This window comes from Streptomyces sp. NPDC093260 (assembly GCF_040683715.1).
Taxonomy (GTDB): domain Bacteria; phylum Actinomycetota; class Actinomycetes; order Streptomycetales; family Streptomycetaceae; genus Streptomyces; species Streptomyces sennicomposti.
The window spans coordinates 126,423-147,824 of the sequence record NZ_JBFBEK010000012.1; the positions used below are offsets into that span (position 1 = coordinate 126,423).

Annotated in this window: 15 protein-coding genes and 1 pseudogene; 12 read left to right on the plus strand and 4 right to left on the minus strand. The window is 69.3% G+C overall.

From position 1 onward, the window contains the following. Position 1 precedes the first annotated feature (1 nt). The 4 genes and pseudogenes from AB0N63_RS17605 to AB0N63_RS17620 form a co-directional block, all read left to right on the plus strand. Positions 2-265: a UBP-type zinc finger domain-containing protein gene (locus tag AB0N63_RS17605; RefSeq protein ID WP_365529883.1), complete on the plus strand. Its 264-nt coding sequence runs from the start codon at positions 2-4 to the stop codon at positions 263-265. Next, the gene (locus AB0N63_RS17610) at positions 265-2,079 is read left to right on the plus strand and encodes an FAD-dependent oxidoreductase (protein ID WP_365529884.1); all 1,815 of its coding nucleotides are present in this window, start codon (positions 265-267) and stop codon (positions 2,077-2,079) included. The genes AB0N63_RS17605 and AB0N63_RS17610 overlap by 1 nt, the downstream gene beginning before the upstream one ends. 720 nt (positions 2,080-2,799) lie before the next feature. Continuing rightward, on the plus strand, positions 2,800-3,162 hold the full coding sequence (locus tag AB0N63_RS17615) for a hypothetical protein (protein ID WP_365529885.1): 363 nt from the start codon (positions 2,800-2,802) through the stop codon (positions 3,160-3,162). Then, positions 3,159-3,558, plus strand: a pseudogene (locus tag AB0N63_RS17620) (nucleotidyl transferase AbiEii/AbiGii toxin family protein); the annotation flags it as partial. The gene AB0N63_RS17615 and the pseudogene AB0N63_RS17620, both read left to right, overlap by 4 nt. Here the strand turns inward: AB0N63_RS17620 and AB0N63_RS17625 are convergent. Continuing rightward, entirely contained in the window at positions 3,495-5,513 is a 2,019-nt protein-coding gene (locus AB0N63_RS17625; RefSeq protein WP_365529886.1) for an N-6 DNA methylase, read from the minus strand. The pseudogene AB0N63_RS17620 and the gene AB0N63_RS17625 sit on opposite strands and share 64 nt — an antisense overlap. Before the next feature lie 166 nt (positions 5,514-5,679). Here AB0N63_RS17625 and AB0N63_RS17630 point away from each other — a divergent pair, with 166 nt between their 5' ends. The 4 genes from AB0N63_RS17630 (at position 5,680) to AB0N63_RS17645 (ending at position 15,751) form a co-directional block, all read left to right on the plus strand. Continuing rightward, on the plus strand, positions 5,680-6,597 hold the full coding sequence (locus tag AB0N63_RS17630) for a serine/threonine-protein kinase (RefSeq protein ID WP_365529970.1): 918 nt from the start codon (positions 5,680-5,682) through the stop codon (positions 6,595-6,597). Positions 6,598-6,778: 181 nt separating this feature from the next. After that, entirely contained in the window at positions 6,779-8,041 is a 1,263-nt protein-coding gene (locus AB0N63_RS17635; protein ID WP_365529887.1) for a serine/threonine-protein kinase, read from the plus strand. Positions 8,042-8,186: 145 nt separating this feature from the next. Further along, a complete protein-coding gene (gene drmD / locus AB0N63_RS17640; protein ID WP_365529888.1) occupies positions 8,187-11,429 on the plus strand; it encodes a DISARM system SNF2-like helicase DrmD in 3,243 nt (1,080 codons plus the stop codon). Next, entirely contained in the window at positions 11,426-15,751 is a 4,326-nt protein-coding gene (locus AB0N63_RS17645; RefSeq protein WP_365529889.1) for a DNA methyltransferase, read from the plus strand. The genes drmD and AB0N63_RS17645 overlap by 4 nt, the downstream gene beginning before the upstream one ends. A gap of 85 nt (positions 15,752-15,836) precedes the next feature. Here the strand turns inward: AB0N63_RS17645 and AB0N63_RS17650 are convergent, their stop codons facing one another. Next, positions 15,837-16,043, minus strand: a complete 207-nt coding sequence (locus AB0N63_RS17650; protein WP_365529890.1) for a DUF397 domain-containing protein — start codon at positions 16,041-16,043, stop codon at positions 15,837-15,839. Next, entirely contained in the window at positions 16,040-16,861 is an 822-nt protein-coding gene (locus AB0N63_RS17655) for a helix-turn-helix transcriptional regulator (RefSeq protein WP_365529971.1), read from the minus strand. The genes AB0N63_RS17650 and AB0N63_RS17655 overlap by 4 nt, the downstream gene beginning before the upstream one ends. Positions 16,862-17,143: 282 nt before the next feature. Here AB0N63_RS17655 and AB0N63_RS17660 point away from each other — a divergent pair, with 282 nt between their 5' ends. Next, positions 17,144-17,599, plus strand: a complete 456-nt coding sequence (locus AB0N63_RS17660) for an ATP-binding protein (RefSeq protein ID WP_365529891.1) — start codon at positions 17,144-17,146, stop codon at positions 17,597-17,599. Positions 17,600-17,609: 10 nt separating this feature from the next. On the opposite strand, the gene AB0N63_RS17665 is transcribed toward AB0N63_RS17660, so the two are convergent. Then, on the minus strand, positions 17,610-17,978 hold the full coding sequence (locus AB0N63_RS17665; RefSeq protein ID WP_365529892.1) for a hypothetical protein: 369 nt from the start codon (positions 17,976-17,978) through the stop codon (positions 17,610-17,612). A 193-nt stretch (positions 17,979-18,171) separates the two neighbouring features. Here AB0N63_RS17665 and AB0N63_RS17670 point away from each other — a divergent pair, with 193 nt between their 5' ends. The 3 genes from AB0N63_RS17670 to AB0N63_RS17680 all read left to right on the plus strand — a co-directional run bounded on the left by AB0N63_RS17670 (position 18,172) and on the right by AB0N63_RS17680 (position 21,396). Next, positions 18,172-19,743 carry a hypothetical protein gene (locus AB0N63_RS17670; protein ID WP_365529893.1) on the plus strand — a complete coding sequence of 524 codons (1,572 nt, stop codon included), beginning with the start codon at positions 18,172-18,174 and terminating at the stop codon, positions 19,741-19,743. 88 nt (positions 19,744-19,831) lie between these two features. Further along, a complete protein-coding gene (locus tag AB0N63_RS17675; RefSeq protein WP_365529894.1) occupies positions 19,832-20,899 on the plus strand; it encodes an EcsC family protein in 1,068 nt (355 codons plus the stop codon). A 98-nt stretch (positions 20,900-20,997) separates the two neighbouring features. Beyond that, positions 20,998-21,396 (plus strand): hypothetical protein, encoded by a 399-nt coding sequence (locus AB0N63_RS17680; protein ID WP_014676363.1) that lies wholly within the window; start codon positions 20,998-21,000, stop codon positions 21,394-21,396. The last annotated feature ends 6 nt before the right edge of the window (positions 21,397-21,402 follow it).

Consider the following 21,402-nt stretch of genomic DNA (forward strand, 5'->3'; position numbering starts at 1 on the left):
TATGACCCTGCACGCAGACCCCCACCTCGCGCTCGTCAGGCCGGTCCAGCCGCTGACCCCAGAAGGGTGTCAGGAGTGTCTGATGCTCGGCTCCCCGTGGGTCCACCTGAGGCTCTGCCTGACCTGCGGGCACGTCGGCTGCTGCGACTCCTCGCCGAACAAGCACGCGCGCAAGCACGCGGCTGCCGTCGCCCATCCGATCGTGCGATCGTTCCAGCCCGGCGAGGACTGGCGCTGGTGCTATGTTCACGAGGCGTTCGTCTGATGTCCGGCGACCAGTCGGCGCCGGGCGGAGGAACGGTGCCGGAGAAGGCGGACGAAACCGCCTTCTGGGAGACACCGGACGTCTACGGCGCGTATCCGCGCCTCACGGAGGACCAGATAGCCCGTCTGGCGGAGCACGGGCAACGCCGGACCATGGCCCCGAACGACGTGCTGATCCGGGAGGGGGAGCGCTGCGAGACGTTCTTCGTCGTCCTGAGCGGCAGCGTCGCCGTCGTCGAGGACCACGGCACTCCCGAGGAGCACGTGCTGCGCGTGCACGGCCCCGGTCGCTTCATCGGCGAACTCGGCCTGCTGTACGGACAGGTGGCCTTCTACACCGCTGTCGCCAGGGAGCCGGGCGAGGTCCTCGTCGTCTCCCTGGACCAGTTGCGTCATCTGGTGTCCCAGGACCCCACCATCGGGGACGTCGTGCTGCGCGCCTGCCTGGGCCGTCGGGCGCTGCTCGTCGGGCAGGGCGCCGGCTTCCGCATCATCGGCTCGCGCTACTCGCCCGACACCAGACGGCTGCGCGAGTTCGCCGTCCGCAACCGGTTGCCGCACCGCTGGATCGACCTGGAGACCGACAAGGAGGCCGAGGAACTGCTGCGCCGCTTCGGCGTCGGCCCGGCGGAGACACCACTCGTCATCTGGCGGGACACCACCCTGTTGCGCAACCCCAGCAACGCGGAACTGGCCCGGCTCATCGGCCTGCCGTCCCTGCCCGCCGGAAACCGTCACGGCGACGTCCTCATCGTGGGCTCAGGACCGGCCGGCCTGGCCGCCGCGGTGTACGCCGCCTCAGAGGGCCTGAACACCACGGTGGTGGAGGCGATGGCCACCGGCGGCCAGGCCGGCACGTCGTCCCGCATCGAGAACCTGCTCGGCTTCCCGTCCGGCATCTCCGGCGCCGAACTCACCGAACGAGCCGTGCTCCAGGCCGACAAGTTCGGCGCCAGGATCAGCCTTCCGCTGGAGGCGACCGGCCTCCATGCCAAGGACCAGGACCACTACGTGGTGGCGTTCGCCGACGGCAGCGAGATCGCCGCCCGCGCCGTCGTCCTGGCCATGGGGGCCCGCTACCGCCGACTCCACGTGCCCGGCATCGAACGCCTGGAGGGAACGAGCGTGCACTACTCGGCGACCGTCTACGAGGCCCAGCAGTGCCGCACCGACCCGGTGGCCGTCGTCGGCGGAGGCAACTCGGCGGGCCAGGCGGTGCTGTTCCTCGCCGGGTTCGCGCCGAAGGTGCACCTGCTGGTCCGAGGAGCCAGCCTCGAGGCCAACATGTCCCGCTACCTGGTCGACCAGGTCGAGCGCCATCCGCGGGTGGAAGTCATGCTGCACACCGAGGTCACCGAGGTCATCGGCCGGGAAGTGCTGGAGGAGCTCGACGTGGTCGACAACCGCACGGGCGCGCACCGCCGGCTCGCGGTACGGAGCCTGTTCGTCTTCACCGGAGCCGACCCCCACACCGAGTGGCTCGCCGGCACCATCGCCCTCGACTCCCGCGGCTTCGTCCTCACCGGACCGGAGGCCCAGGAAGCCTGCGCCTACCCCGAGGTGTGGCACGGCCGTGGGCGCCCGTGCATGACGCTGGAGGCCAGCCTGCCCGGCGTCTTCGCGGTAGGGGACGTCCGTAGCGGCTCGGTGAAGCGGGTGGCCTCCGCGGCCGGCGAGGGCGCGATGGCCATCCACTTCGTGCACCGGCACCTGGGGCACTCGGCCGTTCCCGGCACCACGGGCACCCCGACCGTCGCGGGCCACTCGGACGTCCCCCCACGTCTGCGTCACAAGGAGTCCGCATGGCTCGCCTGACAAGTGGCGGACGATGAGATCACGCGAAGCGACAGGGAGGCGACGGCGCGATGGCCACACCCGTCGGCCCCACCGCGGTGGCGCCGACAGGACAGGCCCGTCTCCCGTGCTCCTGGCGTTTCCGCAGGTCAGAGGCTTGATGGCCCCGCTCGGGTCAGCAAACGGTCAGCATCGGGCGCGGGAGCGTCCCAGCTTGCTGACCAGGTGGCCGCCCTGACGGGGACCTGGACACAGGTGCCTGGCTCCCGCTTGGGAGGTTTGCTGCGCGGCTCGACAGCTGTCCGCGGCGTGGGTCCTGAGCGACCGGGCTGCGTTCGGGGCCGGAGCGGCGTGCCCTATAGATGCCGTTTGCGCCCTCCGGCCGCTACCGCGGCCTCGCCCGCCCCCGTGTCCTTCTCGTCCACTGCGCCGGCGCCATGGGCCTCGGCTTCGGCACCGTCGTCATTTCCGAACCGAGACCGAAGCCGCAGCCGATTCCACTGCGGCGGCCCTCCGCGTGACCTGCTGCGTCATGATCACCTGTGCCCACGAGCAGGGCTGGTCCTGGGTCTACAGGGCCGCCGGTTGCCGCGCCACCTGGACGCCTGCGCGGGTAGGCGATGATGCGCTAAGCGCGCCCTGACTGAGATGTCCGAAAGAAGGGCGGACGCCCGACCCGTACGTACGACTGGGACCCCCGTATCCGCCATGCCGCCGCCTCCCAGCAGCGATACTGGATGCATGGACGCGACGATCACCGCCCCCCGCGCCGAGGTGCTGCGGGGCCGCTACCGTAGCCGACTGCCCGAGCGCTTGCAGGAGCTGGCCGGCCCCGTCGAGGGCAACGTGGACCTGCCGCTCCACATCGTCTGGTCCGGGCGGACGAGCTACAGCCTGGACCGTCCGAAGTCCCGCATGACGCTCTACCGAACCGTCCTCGCCGAAGGACTACGCGAGGACCTGGTGACCCTCCTGCACCACCGGCTGCTCGCCGAGCAGTGGCCCGTGCTGCGGCGCTTGATCAGTCCCTACATCCGCGAGGTCTGGGAGGACGCCTTCCCCGAGCTGCTGCGCTCCGCTCCGGCCGACGCGACCGCCGCGTGAAGCTCACTCCGCTCCACGAGCGTCTCCTCGCCGACATCCTCAACATCGGCTCCCCTTACCCTCTGGTCCTCACCGGTGGATACGCCGTGCAGGCCCACGGCCTGGTCGAACGTTTCAGTCGTGACCTCGACGTCGCCACTGAGAACCCCGCTCCGATGCAGGAGATCGTCGCCTCACTCACAGCCGGCCTCAGCGCGCGTGGATGGCGGACTACGCGTGTCCAGACCGATCCGCTCAGCGGCCGGTTTCTTGGCACCGATCCGAACACCGGCGAGGAGTGTGAGGTCGACGTCCTCAAGGAGGCGTTCTGGGGCCCAGCCTGCCCAGACCCCCTACGGCCCTGTTCTTTCCCTCGACGACGTGATCGGCACCAAGGTCCGTGCCCTCGCGAGTCGGTCGTTCACGTCGCCTGCCAGTTGCTTGCCCAAACCGTCAGCCTTGGTGAGCAGTGTCTCGAAGGCGCTGAGGCGACGGAACGCCTCGGCGTACGCCACCTGCTTCTCCATGGGTAGCTGGAGCACCTGGAGACGCCGGATGTCGACCCGGGACGAGCTGGAGGCGTGGGTGCCTGCCTGGCGCCCGTTTGCCGGCGCGCGCAGACAACCCGCGAGGAAGTGGGCGTTCAACTTCTCCGAGTCCACGCGCAGGACGTAGAGCTGGGGACCGACGGCCATCGGCGGTCCTTCGTGGACCCACGCTTGGAAGGCCCGGATCACTCCGGCGACCACGACGTCACCCTTCTCCGCGATGGCGTGTGCCGAGTTGGTGGACAGGAGCCCGCCGGGACTGCCGTCGTGCAGGAGGTCGGCGACGGTGAGGAGTGGCAGGGCGGCCCCACTGGTCGGTGCCGTCGTCTCCGGGGGTTGCTGGCCGGCGCTCAGCGTCAGGGCGCCAGCTTTGACCAGGTCCCCCACGGTCGTTGTGGTCGGGGACGTGCCGGCCTCGGCGCAGAGTCCGGAGAGGTGTTCCGCGTGATCGGCCAGATCGGTCAGCAGGGACCCGAACTGGTTCCACTTCGCGGCCAGTTCCTTGCCGGAAGGTTCCGTCATCGATGCTGTGTAACGACCCGGGGTGACATCCACCTCGTCGTCCAGGAGGTCGAGAAGAGGAACGCGGACAGCACCCTCCGGCGGCTCCTGGTCGGAATGGTCGAGAGTCGCCAGAGCGGTGAGGACGAACGAACCGAGAGCGTCCCAGTCAGGGTTCGGCTCGCGGGTCCCCAGTCGTGCGAAACGTGTGGCGTCCACGAGGAGGGCGTCCTGGCTCGGAGGAGCGGCTGCGGGGCCGTCCGCGGCTGCCCGCAGAACCCACAACTGTAGGGAGACACTGTGTGGTTGGGCGCTGCCAGGAGGCAGGGACACGACCGCCCGGAGGGCTCCGGTACGCAGTAGCGAGCTTCGGATACGGCGGCCCGCCTTGCGCGAGGCGACCGCCGGCGGAAGCACGAGCACGGCAGCCCCACCCGGCTTGAGGTGGGAGAGGAGGTGCTGGACCCAAGCCAGTTCGGGCTCGGTGCGCGGGGGCAGCCCATGGGTCCAGCGCTGGTCGGTGGCGAGCTCCTCGTAGCCCCAGTCGCGTTCGTTGAACGGCGGGTTGCAGAGTGCGATATCGGCACTGGCGAGAGCGAAAGGATTCTCTCGCAGCGCGTCGGCCGTGGCGATCCGGGTATGAACGTCACGCTCCTCCGCGACAAAGCCGAGCCGGGCGGACGCCAACGCGGCCAGCGCAGGATCCCGCTCGCACGCCAGCAGTTCGAACCCCGGGCCGTCGTATTCCTGCGCGGCCGCGGCGGCCAGGTGCCCTGTGCCGCATGCTGGATCGATGAAGGTCAGCCCGCCGTCCCCGGGACCGAGACGGACGGCGAGGGCGATACGGGTCATCAGCGTGGCGAGTGGGGGCGGCGTGGTGCTGAGTTGCCGGACATGGGTTTCCAGCCACCGTTGCAGCAGGAACTCGAAGGTCTCCCGGGGCCCCTCCTCTCGCCCCAGCTTCGCGGCCTCGGCCGCCAGGTCTCGGGCCTGCGCGGAGAGTTCGGGGTGGGCGTTCCGTGCCCTGGAGGAACGCATACGGCGAGCGGCCTCCGCAATGGCCAACCCCGACTCGTTCCTGCTGCCGAGCGCCTCGAAGCGGGGCCAGAGGAGCTCCCGGCGGCCGACGCCGTTGAGCTTGCCGTTCTCCCTCAGCCACTGCTCGACCTCAGCCAGCGAGAACTGCGGGCTCACGTCGGTGCCCGCGATCCGCGTGGGGAAGGAGTCATGGCGGCGGCGCCAGTTGCTCACCGCGGCGCGGCCCACGCCTGCGATCCGGGCGATCTCGGCCAGGCTGACGGGTACGGCGTCCGGGGTACTCATCGATCAGTCTCCGAGGTACTGGGCGGCTGGGCTGGTCGGCGTCCCAGCGGCCGTATTGCATGGAAGGCTACTACGCTCATTGACTTTGTTCACAGTGTTTTCGTTCCGCCTTGATGTGTGGGGAATGTGGAGGTCAAGGAATATGCCGGGTCTCGTGCCGGGATCGATGCTCTGTGAGCGCTATCGGCTGGAGTCGGTTCTGGGCCGAGGCATCATGGGGCAGGTATGGCAGGGGCGCGACCTGCCCCTCGACCGGCCCGTCGCGGTGAAGACCGTCGCCACGGAACTGCTGGCCGTGCCGAGCAGCCGAGACGCGGCTCTGGCACGGTTCAGCAGGGAGACACGGGCCGCCGCGCGTCTGGACCACACCAACATCACCACTGTCTTCGACGCGTCGATCACGGCCGACACCTGTTGCCTGGTGATGGAGCTGATCGAGGGAACCACGCTCGAGTACCTCTTCGACCAGCAGCAGGACAGGCGGTTCGACGTTCCCTCTGCAGTCTCCGTTGCTGCCCAGCTGTGCGCGGGACTGTCCGCGGTGCATGCCGCCGACCTCGTCCACCGTGACCTGAAGACACAGAACATCATGATCCGGCGGGACGGCATCGTGAAGATCCTGGACTTCGGACTGGTCAAGCTGCTCAGTGACACGGATCCCCGGCTGACGACGACCGGCGAGGGCGTCGGCAACCTCTTCTGCGCCTCACCCGAAATGCTGGCCGGGCGGGACGAGCTCGACGGCCGCAGCGACCTGTACGCCGTGGGCTGCCTGCTGCACCACATGCTCACGGGCGAACCCCCCTTCCCCACCCGGCAACCGGCACTCCTCGCCTCCCACCACCTCGCTTCGCCCCCGCCCCTCGTCGCCGACGCGGGGGTGGACGTACCCGGCGACCTCCAGAACCTGATCACGGCCCTGCTCGCCAAGCAGCCGGACGAGCGCCCCTCGTCCGCCGCAGAGGTCTACGCGGCTCTCGCACCCCATCTGCCGAAGCCGGATCCCGAGCTGGCCGTCAGGCGTACTCCGGCCGAGGATCCGCGCCGCCCGTTCCTGGTTCCGCAGGGCCCGATGCCCCTGTGAGCCGAGCCGGCTCGTCCGGGCGGCTGTGCGGGGCCGGTTGCAGGCACCACCTTTCTGGTCCCGCGGGGCGCAAGAGAGCCGTGACCAGTGACAGAATGGCCTCCTCGGCCGGGTGCCGTGCGTTCCCGGTCCACGGGAGGTGGTGGGCGCGGCAGGCGCCGGAACTGGGGGGCGAGGCGCGATGCGGCGAAGCCTTGGACGGTACGAGCTCACGCACGAACTGGGCCGGGGCGGCATGGGGGCGGTCTGGGCGGCCCATGACCGCGAACACGGCCGTGAGGTGGCCGTCAAGGTACTCGCGCCCCGTGGTCGCGGTGCCGAACTCAGCACGCTGGAGCGCCGTTTCCTGCGCGAGACCCGCCTGACCAGCCGCCTGCGTCACCCGGGTATCCCCGCCGTCCACGACCACGGTAACCACGAGGGCGAGCTCTACCTGGTCATGGACCTCGTCCCGGGCCGCGCCTTGGACGCCGTCCTCAAGAACGACGGCCCGCTCGGCATAGAGCAGGCCGCGGACATAGCCCGCCGAACGGCCGAGACACTGTCCTACGCCCACGGTCAGGGCATCGTGCACCGCGACCTCAAACCGTCCAACCTGATGATCACTCCCGAAGGGGAGGTGAAGGTCCTGGACTTCGGGGTCGCCGCCGCCCTGGAGCCCCAGCCCGGCGAAACCCGCTTCACCGCCTCCAACGCCACCCCCGGCACGGTCGTCTACATGGCGCCGGAACAGGCCGTGGGCCGGACGGTGCCCGCCAGTGACCTCTACTCGCTGGGCTGTGTCCTGTACGAACTGCTCACCGGCGCACCCCCCTTCACCGACGGCAGCCCCTTCATGCTGTACCACCGGCACGCCAACGAGCCCGTACCGCCGCTCGCCGACCGCCGCCCCGATGTTCCGGACGACCTGCGGACGCTGGTCGAGCGGCTGCTGGAGAAGAAACCGGAGGACCGGCCCGCCTCCGCGGCGGAGGTGGCCGCCCTGCTCGCCGCCTGGGCCCCCCGGCCGGCTCCTGCCGCCGAGGCGGTGCCCCCTCACCCGCGCCTGGCCGAGATCGAAGCCCTGCGTCGTGCCGGCCGTCCAGCCCGTGCTCTGGAGCAGTACCAGGAACTGATGGCCGTTCCCGGCCTGGATCGCGCGGACATCCTCGCCGCACGGGCCGGAGCCGCCCTGTGTGTGGGCGCGCTCGGCCGCACCCGCGAGGCCCTGGACGAACTGAAGTCCGTCCTCGCCGAACAGCGCAGCCTGCTCGGGCCGGGGCAACCCGCCGTGCTGGACACCCGCTACGAGATCGCCGTACTGCTGATCCGCACTGGAGAACGGCTTGCCGCGGAGGAACTGCTGCGGCGCCTGGCCGACGAGGAGGACCGGATCCTGCCCGCGGGGGACGCCGTGCGCGGGCGGAGCAGGGCCCTGATGGGTCGGCTGCGACGTATGAGCTGAAGCCGCGGTGTCCTGCCCGGATTGGAACTTTGTAATCTCTGTTCACAGTTGACGGATCGTGTTACGCTCCCGTCGCGTCGTTTCCGGTGGGGAGACAGGTCACTGTCTGCGGACGGCGCAGGAGACACCGAGGGGAATGGCGCTCATGACGTCGGCAGTTCAGCGTGCGACCGAGCGGACGGGGGCCGAACGGCTCCCCGAGGAAGGCAATCTCGTCGAAGTACGCGGACAGTCATGGGTGGTCGCCCGTGTCGAGCCGTCTCCGGCGGTCGAAGGCGAAGACGACCGCCGGAGCGCCACGCTGATCCATCTCCAGTCCGTGGCCGACGGCCGCTTCGGTGACACTCTCTCCGTCATCTGGGAGGTCGAGCCCGGCCGCCGTGTCCTGCCCGCGGGTTCCCTGCCCGACGCGTCCACCGGTTCGTACGACTCCCCGAGCCGCCTCGCCGCGTTCCTCGACGCCGTCCGCTGGTCCGCGGTCGCCTCGGCCGACGCCAAGACGCTGCAGGCGCCGTTCCGTTCCGGCGTCGCCGTGGAGCCGTACCAGTTGGAGCCGGTGGCGCGAGCGGTCGGCGCACCCCGCGTCAACCTCCTCCTGGCCGACGACGTCGGCCTCGGCAAGACCATCGAGGCAGGCCTCGTCGTGCAGGAACTCCTGCTGCGCGGCCGGGCCCGCCGAACCATGGTCGTCTGCCCGGCCGGCCTCACCCTCAAGTGGCGCGACGAGATGGCCGAGAAGTTCGGCCTGGAGTTCACCATCGTCGACTCCGAGCACTGCGCCCGCCTGCGTCGCACTCACGGCACGGCGGCCAACCCCTTCCGCGTCCACCCCCTCACCATCGTCTCCCTGCCCTGGCTGCGCGGCCAGAAGGCCCAGCGTCTCCTCGACGAGGTCATCGGCGCCCCCGAGGAGAGCGCTGACGGCGAGCACAAGCGCTTCTTCGACCTGCTCGTCCTCGACGAGGCCCACCACGTGGCACCCGCCGCGCCCAAGCAGGTGTACGCCGTCGACTCCCAGCAGACCAAGCTGATCCGGCGCCTCGTCCCGCACTTCGAGCACAGGCTCTTCCTCTCCGCCACCCCGCACAACGGCTACCCGGAGTCGTACACGGCACTGCTCGAACTCATCGACGACCAGCGCTTCGCGCGCGGCGTCGACCCGGACAAGGAGGCCCTGAAGGACACGGTCGTACGGCGCTTGAAGTCCACCGTCACCAACGCCGACGGCACGCCTCGCTTCCGCACCCGTAAGACCCTGGAACTCTCCGTCGACTACACGCCGCAGGAACGGGAGATCCACGCGCTGCTCGGCTCCTTCGCCGAACTGCGCCGCAAGAAGCTCACGCCGAAGGCCCGCGGCGGACGCCGCGCCGCCGACCTGGTGACACTGCTGCTGAAGAAGCGGCTCTTCTCCTCCCCGGCGGCCTTCCTCCACACCGTCCAGGTGTACCTCTCCCACCTGGAGGACACCGGCCCCGCACGTGGCCGCACGGCCGCGGCCGAAGTTCCCGAGTGGCTGGAGGAGTTCGCCGACCTCGTCGCCGACCTCGACGACACCGGCCTCGTCGACGCCGAGGACGACGCCCTCACCCGTTCCACTTCGCTCACGCCCGCCGAGGACGGACGGGAACTGGACCTGCTTCAGGAGATGGAGCGCTGGGCACTCACACATGAGGCCGCGCCCGACTCCAAGGCCGAGGCGCTGATCCGTGAACTCAAGGCGATCTGCCGGCCGTCCGACGGCAGGTTCTGGACCAACGAGCGGGTCGTCGTCTTCACCGAGTACCGTGACACGCAGGAGTGGCTGTACGACCTGCTCCAGCAGGAGCAGCTCACCGACGGCGGCCGCGTCGAACGCCTCCACGGCGGCCTGTCCGCCGAGGAGCGCGAGCGCATCCGGCTCGGCTTCCAGGCCGACCCGTCCCTCCCCGAGGGCAAGGTCCGCATCCTGCTCGCCACCGACGCGGCCGGCGAGGGCATCGACCTCCAGAACCACTGCCACCGCCTGATCAACTACGACATACCCTTCAACCCCAACAAGCTCGAACAGCGAATAGGCCGTATCGACCGCTGGGGCCAGAAGCGTGACCCGGAGATCACCCACTTCATCGGCTCCGGCTGGCAGCAGGCCCAGGCCGGCTCCTACGAGGCCGACCTCGAATTCCTCTCCCGCGTCGCCAAGAAGGTCGCGCGCATGGAGCACGACCTCGGCTCCGTCAACGCCGTCCTCGCCGACGCCGTACAACGCCGCATGACCGGCGACACCGCCCCCGTCGACATCGAGAACGCCAAGCCCAAGCCGATCAAGGGCCGCCGCACCGGCGGCGAGGTCGCGCCCGAGCAGAACGTCACCGCGCAGACGAAGCGGCTCGCGGACCAGTACGACGAGACGGTGACGGCGCTGGGCCTGACGCCGGGCAACGTCAAGCGGGTGGTCGACACGGCCCTGGCCCTGGACCACCAGCCGCCGCTGCTGCCGTCCGCCTTTCGGGCCGACGACTTCGAGTCCGGTGACCTCTTCGACGTACAGCCCCTGTCCGGCAGCTGGGAGCGGGCGACCCGCGGCCTGGCGCACAAGCTCCGCCAGAGCGAGCAACGCCCGCTCACCTTCTCCCCGGTGGTGGCCGCGCAGGCCAAGGACGACGTGGTCCTCGCCCACCTCAAGCACCCGCTGGTGGCCCTCTCCACGCGTCTGCTCACCGCCGCCGTCTGGAACGCCGACTCGGTGGGCCTCAGCCGCGTCACCGCCGTCGTGACGGACGATCCGGCGGTCACGACGACACTCGTCTCCGCCTACGCGCGCTACGTCCTCGTCGGCACCGACGGCACCCGCCTGCACGAAGAAGTCCTCTACGCGGGCGGCTGGTTCGGCGACACCGGCCGCTTCCGCCGTTGGGAGTCGGTGGGTGAGCAGGGCAGGGTCCTCTCCCAGGCACTCACCGAGGGCATCGAGGCCGCCCCGCACCTCCGCAAGGAACTGACGGAGGCCTGGCCGAGACTCCGCGACCCGCTCTACAGGTCGCTGGAGGCGCGCGCCGCCGAACTGGGCCGCCAGTTGGAGAGCCGGCTCGCCGACCGCAGGGCCGAGGAGGAGCGCCGTATCACGGCCACCCTCGACCGCTTCGAGGCCACCCTGCGCGCCAAGCTCAAGGAGGAGGGCGACGGCGACGGCGAACAACTGGCCCTGCTGTCCACCCACGAGCTGACCGGCCACGAGCGCCGCCAGTTCGAGGACGACCGCCGCCGCTGGGACGACCGCCTCAAGGGCATCCCCGCCGAGCGTGAGCGCGAACTCGCCGCCATCGCCGCCCGCTACCGCGAGCCCCGCTCCCACCTCTTCCCCGCCGCCGTCGTCTTCGTCGTTCCCGCAAAGGAGGCCCGCCGATGAGCCCCCGCCGCCCCGCGAACTCCGGAATGGCCGCAGCCAAGGCCCAGGCGGCCGACGGCCGCCGGCAGCACCAGGAGTGGCTGGACCTCACCGAGGTCTCCGGCCCCTTCCTCACCATGCCCGTACTGCTGCGCGCCTGGCCCCAGCTCGACGCCTTGGAGAAGGACGAACGGGCCCGGCTGCGCGCCCGGCACGCCGACTGGCAGACCGACACGACCGCGGGCCGCGACGAGTGGGTGGCGTACATCCTGAGCCGGCTGCTCGGCTGGAACGACGCCCTGACGCTCCGGTTGGGGGAGTCGGAGCACCACGGCCTGGACCGCCTCACCCTGCGCGTCGCGGAGCACAACACCGAGGTCCGCCCCGACTTCGCCCTGGTCGACCCGGGGACCGACCTTGCGACAGAGCCCAGCACCGAGGCCGCCGCCAAGCGGGTACGGCTGCTCGGCCTGACGGTCCCGGCGGGTACCGCGCCCACCGCACGGGCCGGAGGTGGCGGCGACTGGGCAGCGGCGCCGGCCGACCGCCTGGCCCGCTTGCTCCGCCACCACGGCGTGCCGCTGGGTCTGGTGACCGATGGCCGCTGGTGGTGCCTGGTGTGGGCCCCGCTGGGCGGCGTCACGACGACGGCCGTCTTCGACGCGATCGGCTGGAACGAGGCGGCGGAACGCAACGTCGTCCGCGCCTTCGTCTCCCTGCTGCGCCGGCGCCGCTTCTTCGAGTACGACGAGCCCGAGACGCTGGTGGGCCTGCTCAAGGAGAGCCTCGCGGCGGGCGAGGACGTCACCGAGGCGCTGGGCGTCCAGGTCCGCCAGGCGGTGGAGCTCCTGGTGGACGCGATCGGCCGCGCGGACGTACGGACGATGGAGGACGGCGCCCCCGGCCTGCACGCGTCGGGGGTCAGCGCGGGCGAGGTGTACCGCGCCTCGGTCGCCGTGATGATGCGCATAGTTTTCCTGCTGTTCGCCGAGGAACGCGGTCTGCTCCCGGCGGACAACGAGGTCTACGCCCGGTCGTACTCCGCACGCTTCCTACGCGACGAGCTGAAGGCGCGCGCCGACGAGGAGGGCGAGGCGTCGCTGGAGCACACCAGGTCGGCGTGGCACCGCCTGATAGCCCTGTTCCACGCGGTGCACGGGGGAGTGGACCACCAGGGCTCCGGCCTTCACCTCCCGGCCTACGACGGCTCGATCTTCGACCCCGACGCCTATCCCTGGCTGGAGCGCACCACCCCGCTCCTCCCGATAGACGACCGCACGGTACTGCACATGCTCCAGGCGGTGCAGGAGGTCCGCGTCGGCAAGGGCAAGGACCGAGAGGTCCGCACGCTCAGCTTCCGCGCGCTGGACGTCGAGCAGATCGGCTACGTCTACGAGGGCCTGCTGTCCTTCGACGGCCGCCGTGCGACCGAGCACATGGTGGGACTGATCGGCCCGGAGGGCCTGGAACACGAGGTACCGCTGCGGGAACTGGAGTCCCTGGCAGCGAAGTCGGGCGGCTCGCTGAAGACGCTCGCGAAGTCCGTCCACGAGAAGTGGAAGGACCCGAAGCCGCCCGCGACGGCCGGGCAGTTGGAGAAGAAGCTCGCCCCGGTGGTGGCCGAGGCCGCGGCGGAGACCCGTCGCCGCCTCAACGCCGTGACGAAGGACCCGGCCCTGACGGAGCGGCTCCTGCCCTTCGCCGGCATCCTCCGCGACGACCTGCGGGGCCTGCCGACGGTCATCCCGAACGGCGCCCTGTACGTCACGGAGTCCTCGCTGCGGAAGAACACGGGCACGCACTACACGCCCCGCTTCCTGGCAGAGGAGGTCGTGCTGCACGCCCTGGAGCCCCTGGTGTACGAGCCGGGCCCGCTCCAGACGGCGGACACGGCGGAGTGGCGCCTGAAGTCGGCGGACCAGATCCTCGACCTGAAGGTCGCGGACATAGCGATGGGTTCGGCGGCGTTCCTGGTGGCGGCCTGCCGTTACCTCGGCGACCGGCTGATAGAGGCCTGGGAGAACGAGGGCCGCGCGGACGCGATGGTCTACCGGGCGGGGCGCGCCGTGGAGGCCGTGACGGCGGCTGACGCGGAACAGGACCCGGTGGTTGTCGAGGCCCGCCGCCAGATCATCGAGCACTGCCTGTACGGGGTGGACATCAACCCCATGGCGGTGGAGATGGCCAAGCTGTCGCTGTGGCTGGTGTCGATGGACCCCGAGCGGCCCTTCACATTCCTGGACGACCGCCTGGTGTGCGGCGACTCGCTGCTGGGCGTACACAGCATGAAGCAGATCCAGGGCGTCCACATGAAGCCGGAGCAGCAGACCGACATCCTGGCCGAGCAGGCCCGGCAGCTGGTGGACCAGCTCACGCGGGAGCGCCTTGCGATCACGGCGATCAAGGGCGTGGACCTGCCGGCGCTGCAGAGGAAGCGGGAGCGCCTGGAGGAGGTCAACCGGCACTCGCGGCGACTGCGGCTGGTGGGTGACCTGATCGCGGGGGCGGCGATTGCCACTTGTGCTTCGGGGCGGGTGCCTTGGTACGCGGAGGACGGTGGGGAGAGAGTCAGGGATCTGTTCCCACAGGCGGCATGGATCGTCCAGCGGATTATGGAGGACGGGGTCCAGGACGACTCTGATGTGGTGCGCGAAGCTCGGGCCAGGGCAGAGGAGTGGCTGGGGGCGGAGCTGCCGGAGGGGGCGCTGGAGCGGCGGCCTGTGCATTGGCCGTTGGTGTTTCCGGAGGTGTTCACCAGTCGGGGCGGATTCGACGCAATCGTGGGGAACCCGCCATTTCTCGGCGGGCTGAAGTTGAAGACCTCGTTTGGTGAGGCGTACCGCGATTTTATGGTCGAGACAGTTGGTCGTGGAGTTCGAGGTGTTCGCGGCACCGCTGACTTGGTTGCATACTTCCTGCTTAGGCAGGCTGGCCTGCTCAATGCAAAAGGGCAGGTGGCGGTAATCTCCACCAATACGTTGGCGCAAGGTGATTCCCGTGCTGTTGGTCTTCAGCAGCTGGTAGATGACGGTTTCCAGATCAAGGCTGCCGTCAGAGGCAGGCCGTGGCCATCTCGCTCCGCGACGCTTCATTACTGCATCGCATGGCTGACTAGAGCTCGGCTCTCCAGTCTGCTGCGCTGCGCCCTAGATGGCGTGCCCGTCGCCGGTATCGACGCATCCCTGAGTCCAAAGACGCGTTCCTCTGGCCTGGTAGGCCGCTTGCTGCGTAACCAGGGAATTGCGTTCCAGGGATCCAACCTCCTAGGTACAGGTTTCACCCTCTCTCCGAGTGACGCTGCAAGCTACACGGCAGCGAATGCGAAGAATTCAGAAGTTCTTTTTCGGTACTTGAATGGGCAGGATCTGAATTCGCAAATCGATTCGGCAGCCAGTCGATGGGTAATTTCCTTCTGGGATTGGCCTCTGGGGAAGGCTGCGGATTATCCGGAACTCCTGGAAAGGGTTCGATCGCTAGTTAAGCCGCAGCGGGATAAAGATCCGATCAAGGCGTATCGCGAGTACTGGTGGAGGTTTGCGGCTCATCGGCCAAATCTTTATCGAGCACTACGAAATTTGGAGCGGTGTGTCGTTCTGGCGAGGTCGAGTGATCTAGTAATGCCTGCCCTCGTGTCGGCGAAGCAAATCTTTTCCGAAAAGGTCATCGCATTCGCTACAGCCGATTTGGGCGAATTTTCCTTCTTGTCTAGTTCGGTGCACTATTGGTGGGCAATTGATCGAGGGATTGCGCAACCTAAAGTGCCTAATTATGCGCCATCGGATGTGTTCGATACGCTGGTTCGTCCGGCTACTTCTTCGAATCTTCGAGTCCTCGGGGGGCATCTCGACAGTCTCCGCCGCGATCTGATGAGGCGGCGAAATATTGGTCTCACTGCCTCCTATAACTTGTTCCATGACCCGGCATGCTCGGATGGTGATGTCACACAGTTGCGTCGAATTCACGCGGACATCGACAGAGCCACTGTCGAGGCCTATGGCTGGCACGACCTGCTTGATGACTCCGGGGAAACCCCGCCAGCTGATCCGACTCATGAGACGTTCCGACTCGACCACGGCTTCCATGAGACCGACCAAGGCATCCGCTACACGATCGGCCTGCTCGCCCGGACCGAGATCATCGACCGGCTGCGCCAGTTGAACCATCAGGCGTACGTCGACGAGATCCACCTCGGTCTGCACAAGGGAGTAACGGAGAAGGAGGCGAGGGAGAAGCACCCCGATCTGCCCCCGCCGTCCCCAGAGGCCATCCGGAAGCGTAAGGAGCAGCTGGGTGCCCGAGGTGGTTCGGATTTCGGTGAGGGGGCCGAAGGCGCCCTCTTCTGAGCCGACGGCATGACAACGGGCTCGCTCCGTCAGCCCAAGTGACGGAAGCGAGCCCGTTTGTTGTGCGCAGAAACCGTGCTCGGCTCTACTCCACAGCGAGCGCCACGAACGACGCCCACTCGCCCCGACGGATCCGCAGCACCGGCCCACCATTCACGACCTTCGAGTCCCGTACATACACGGCGTCCAGGCCGGCGGCCACCTCCACGCAGTTGCCGCCGTCCGATCCGCTGTAGCTGCTCTTGAACCAGTGCAGCCCGTCCACGTGCTTGGTCATCCGCTCCACGCTCATGTCTCTCCCACCATCCGCTCGATGAGTCGCGCAGACTCCTCGACGTTCAAGGCCTGCGATCGCAGCTTGCCATATCGCAAGGCGAAGGTACTGACCTCGGTGGGCTCCGAGACGACGCACCCGACACCTTGGGACTCGAAGTATCCGACGTGCCTGTGCTCGTGCGTCTCCACCACTACAAACGCACCGTTCTTGCCAGGGTGGAAGCCTCGGCGGGCGGGCATGACCTGGACCTCCACGTTCCGCAACGCGGCCACTTCGAGCAGCCGTTGCCACTGTGCACGCATCACCTCAGGGCTGCCCACCGGATCGCGTAGAGCCTCCTCGTTGATGATGAAGGACAACTCTGCGAGCGGCACTCGCGTCAGTAGCTTCTGCCGTCCGAGCCGCGCTTCCGTACGCTGGTCGATGATCTCCTCGTTCAGCGGTGGGCAGTGCCCGGAGAACAGAGCCCGCGCGTACGCCTCCGTCTGCAACAGCCCTGGCACGAGCAGGGGCTCATAGTCGAATCGGCTCACCGCCTCGGCCTCAATCAGCGCGAAGTTACGGAAGAAGCGAGGCAGCTTCGCTCGGTCCACCTCATCCTGGAGCACCTCCAGAACCCCACCCGCCTCCAGCACCCGCTCCGCCGCCGCAGTGAACGCCGCCTTAGCAGGCCGCCGCCCCTGCTCGACCGAGGCCACCTGCTCCAGCGAGTACCCGATCGCGTCCCCAAGCTGCTGCTGGTTCAATCCGGCCCGCTTCCGCAGGTGTTGCAGCAGCACCCCGTACGCCGCCCACACGCCCGGCACGTCGGGCCCCTCCTCCCTCGCCTTCACCGCCCGCCGGTTCCGCGCATCCCGTACCGTCGTCACACTCCCACGCCCTTCCGTCCCGCAGCAGACCCCGCCACACCACCCCGGCCACGCGCGTCACCTGGCACACCACCGGGGCCATGTCCAACGCAGCCCGAAGAAGCAGGGACACGGATCGGGACCCGTACAAGGGCCGTACAAGCCCAGTACAACCGACGTCACCCGCACCGCCCCCGCCGTACTACGCCCCTGACGTACGGCCGTCGTGCCTGGTCACCGCCCCACCCACCCCGCCACGCTGACGACGTGACACAGCCCCACCTCGCCGACGAGGCACACCCCCGCACCCCCACCCACCACCTCACCCTGCGCTTCAGCAGCACCAGACGCGGCGCGCGCCTGGCCCGCCAACTCGCCGTCCAGCAGTTCACCGAGTGGACCGGCCTCCCGTACGACTCCGACCCCGCCCGAACCGTCGCCCTCCTGACGGCCGAACTCGCGGCCAACGCGATCCGCCACGGCAGCCTCCCCGGCCGCGACTTCCGCCTCGTGCTGCTCCTCCTGCCGCACACCCTCCGCATCGAGGTGACCGACACCCGCCCGGAACGCCGGCCGGCCCGCCCGTCGGCGCCGTCCTCCGACGAGACGTCGGGCCGGGGACTGCTCCTCGTCGAGGCCTACGCCGAACACTGGGGATGTGAGGTCCGCGACGCGTTCACGAAGACGGTCTGGGCGGAGGTGCGGATCCACCCCGCGGGCTGAAGAGGCGGGCTCAGCTCGCGGCGTAGTGCTCCGCGAGCTTCTCGATCTCCCGGGTCCACAGCACCACGTCGTCCCCCTGCCGCCCGTAGGGCGCGCGACGGGCCAGCTTGAAGAAGCCCGTGGACGGCCAGCCGGTGTCCTTCAACACCACCAAGGCCGACAGCAGGGGCAGCGACCCGTCAGGGCTCTCCTGGACCGAGGCGTCCTCAAGGAGATAGGGCATGGAACCCTCGTGGGGCGGGACGTGATGCCCGCGGCGCGCCAGTTCCCTGCTCAGGTCGCCGTACGGAATCGGTCTCGCGCCCATGCGTGCCTGCTGGCGCAGGATCTCGATCACGGCCTCCAGGGCCTCCTCGTACTCCGGCGTGCCCTTCTGCATGCATCCTCCCGGGTCTCGCACACGGACGACCGCAGAACCTATGTCACGGGCGGCGCTCCTGGGGGCGAAAGTCCGAAGATGAGCTGAACCTCTTGTGAACTCAGTGCACGGACAACATACTTGTGGCCATCGAGCGCCACTCGCCCCTTCCGCGGCGGGACAGGCGTGCCTGGCCCGGGGTGGGGGGACATTCGTGAGCGGTGCGGACGGCCGTCTGGTGCAGACGGCGGTGATCGGGGGCCCGAAGTCGGGACAGGCGATCATCTTGCCGACGGATGCGGACGAACTGGTCCGCTGGCGTCGGCGTCACCCCAATTACACCTACTGGTGCGGCACTCAGCTCGGCGGCTGCGGGAACGAGCTGTCGGACCGTCTGTACCGCGACAAGGTCTGCCACTTCGCCCACCGGCCCCACACCTCCTGCCACCGCACGGCCACCGGTGCGGCCAGCGCGGACCACCTGTTCATCAGGGACGATCTCGCCGCGTGGGCCGACACCCGGAAGCTGACGTGGCAGACCGTCGCCCGCAACCTCGGATCCGGTCCGGGCGACGCCGTCGACTTCAGTATCGGCACCGCCCGACGGCAGCACGTCCGTTTCCAGTTCAGCCGGCTCGAACACACCGACTGGCGGCGGGACAGACGGCGGCTGTCCCGCGAAGCGGCCACCCTCGACTGGGTGTTCGGTCCGGGCGCGGCCCATCCGGAGACGACGCAGGAGCTGTACGACGAGTACGGCTATGTGCTCCGCTTCCGCTTCGAGAGGCACGGCGCCGTACGGCACATCCGGCTCAGGGCGGAGGACCCTCGGCACAGCACCGAGTGGGTGCCTCTGGACGCCTGCACGGTGACGCCCGAAGGGTTGAGGCTGTCGGGCGTCGAGCCGCGCCGCCGAGAGAGCGCACGCCCGGCCGCCGGGGCAAGCGCCGGGCATGGGCCGGTACCGGGCGAGCGGTCTCGGGAGGAGCAGGCACGCGCGCTTGAAGAAGCACTGGTGAGCGCCGCCAGGCTCGGGACTCGGTCCACCTGGGAGGAGCTGGCCCGGACCGCTGGAAACGACCTGTTCGAGCTGCCCGTCCAGGATCGCGCCGACCTGCTGATCACCGTGGAGCGCACCAGAGGCGGTGCGAGTCGTCCGTTGCTGTCGGCGCTGATCAGGACCGAGGGGGGCGATCCGCCGGAGTACGTGGCGGACGTGGTGGCCGCTGCCGGATGCGGTACTCCTGCGACGACGGCGGTTCTCAAGCGGTGGTGCAAGCGTGAGGCGTACCGGGCGTTCGCCGTGTACGGGGTGCCGTCCCGCGAGCCCCCGCACCGCCTGGTGCTCACCCCGGGCGGCTGGCTCCCACCGCGGCAGGAGGAGGCGGATCAGCGCCTGACCTTCGTGCGTGCCCCCGATCGTCCCGTGCTGCTTCCGACGCCCCGACGGACGCCGGGGTCATCGCTCTCCGGAGTGCTCCTCCAGGACGAGGACATCCATCGCGCCCTGCGCCGGGAGAGGCGGAGGAGCGAGCGCAGCCCCGAGCATGTCGCCGACCTCCTGCTGCTGGCAGCAGAGGCGCTGACCAGACTGCCGGAACGGCAACGCTGCCTGCTGATTGCCGAGATGGCTGTCACGCGACTCTGGCTGAAAGACCGACCTGACACGAAAGCGGCCGAGACGACTGCGGGGAAGCGGGGCAAGAAGCCGAAGAACTCCCTGCAGGGCGCGCGTCCCCTGCCCGGATTCGGCGACACGGGAGCGAAGAAGAAGAGGACGACGTGAGTGCTCTTCCCCGGCGGAACCGCCGGCTCCGGGGCTCCGGAAACACACGCTGTCGCGCACAGACACTCTGACAACGGGGGGCGAGGACATGACTCTCTCTGACTACGAACTGCGCGAGTGGGACAAACTCCAGAAGCGCAAGGCGGCTTCCCTCGGCAAGGAGTCGAGGAAGCTCCTTCCGCAGCCGGCCCGCGACAAGCTCGCCTCGCTGGGCCAGAAGGTGAAGAAGGCGCCGGGTGCCGACAAAGTGGCGGCCGCCTACAGCGGAGCCGCACGAGGCCTCGGCAAGGCCGTGGGCGACACCGCGAACCGGACCGTGAGCAAGAAGCGCGTCATCGAGCAGTACCGGCGTGCGGGACACGACATCGCCGGGCTGGAGGACATCCGCAAGCTCGATCTCCGGGTCGTCGACGACGTCGTCCGGCACAACCTCCTCCGGTACGGTCACGCACTCTCAGGGGCGGCGACCGGCTTCGGCTCCGCCGCGGCGGTGACCGGCGGCGGTGTGCTCGCCGGGGCGGGAACCGTCGCCGGCGCGGGAGCGGGCGCCGCACCCGGGCTGGGGGCCGTGGCCGGGGCGATGGCCGCCGACACCGCGATGATGCTCGCCCTGTCCAGCCGTACGGCCGCTGCCACAGCCCTCTCCTACGGCTACGACCCGAGCGATCCCGAAGAGGAGATCTTCATCATGTCCGTGATCGCTCTCGGCATGTCCACCGGCACCTCCGCGAAGGGGGCCGCCTACGCCGAGCTGTCCCACCTGACCCAGTTGCTGGTACGGAACGCGCCCTGGGCCAAACTCAACGAGAAGGTGCTGACCAGGATCGCCCAGTCCTTCGCGGCGAAGTTCGCGCAGCAGCTGACGAAGAAGAAGCTCGGCCAGGTGGTGCCCATCGCCGGCATGGCGGTCGGCGCGGGCATGAGCTATCTGCTCATCGACCGGATGGCCGTCGCGGCGCGGGACGCGTACCGCGAGCGTTTCCTGATCGAGAAGTCGGACGGCGACCTGACCGTGGACCTCGACCAGAGCGATCTCGACCTGACACCGGAGGACGAGGAGACGATCGACGTCATGGGACTGCTCCGGGAAGAGGGAGCGCTGAGCGCGTCCACGTCTTCCGAATCCGAAGAGCCCGAGGGCCGCGTGGGCGGCTGAGGACAGCGCAGAGCAGGCGGCCGGGGGCGGCGAAACGCTCCAGGAACCGCGTACCGGCTTACCGGTGTCGGGGGCGCGCCGCGCGCCATACTGGGGTCATGCTCGTCCCCACCATCCAGCTGTCGCCGCTCCAGCACCACCTGTTGCGGGAAATGGATCTGTGCGATCTTCCGGCGCCCGACACGGCGCCGGAGTCCTACGCGGCCCGGGACCTCGACACGGACGAGGTCCGGGACGCCTTGCCGGGCCTGCTGTGGTCCGGGCTGGTCGAACAGCGCGGTGGCGACCGCGGCACCCTCCGGCTCACGCCCCTCGGCGCGGCGACGCTGCGGGAGGCGGAGCGCGACGAACTGACGGCCCGCCTGAGCGCGGTGGCGTCCTTCGCCGACACCGTGTCCCGGGGCGCGCCGCCCCGACTGGCAGGTCACGCGCTGCGAAGGCTCGCGGAAGGAACCTGGACCTTGGAGCAGGCGGAGTCCTACGTCCGCACGGGATAGGCGGGC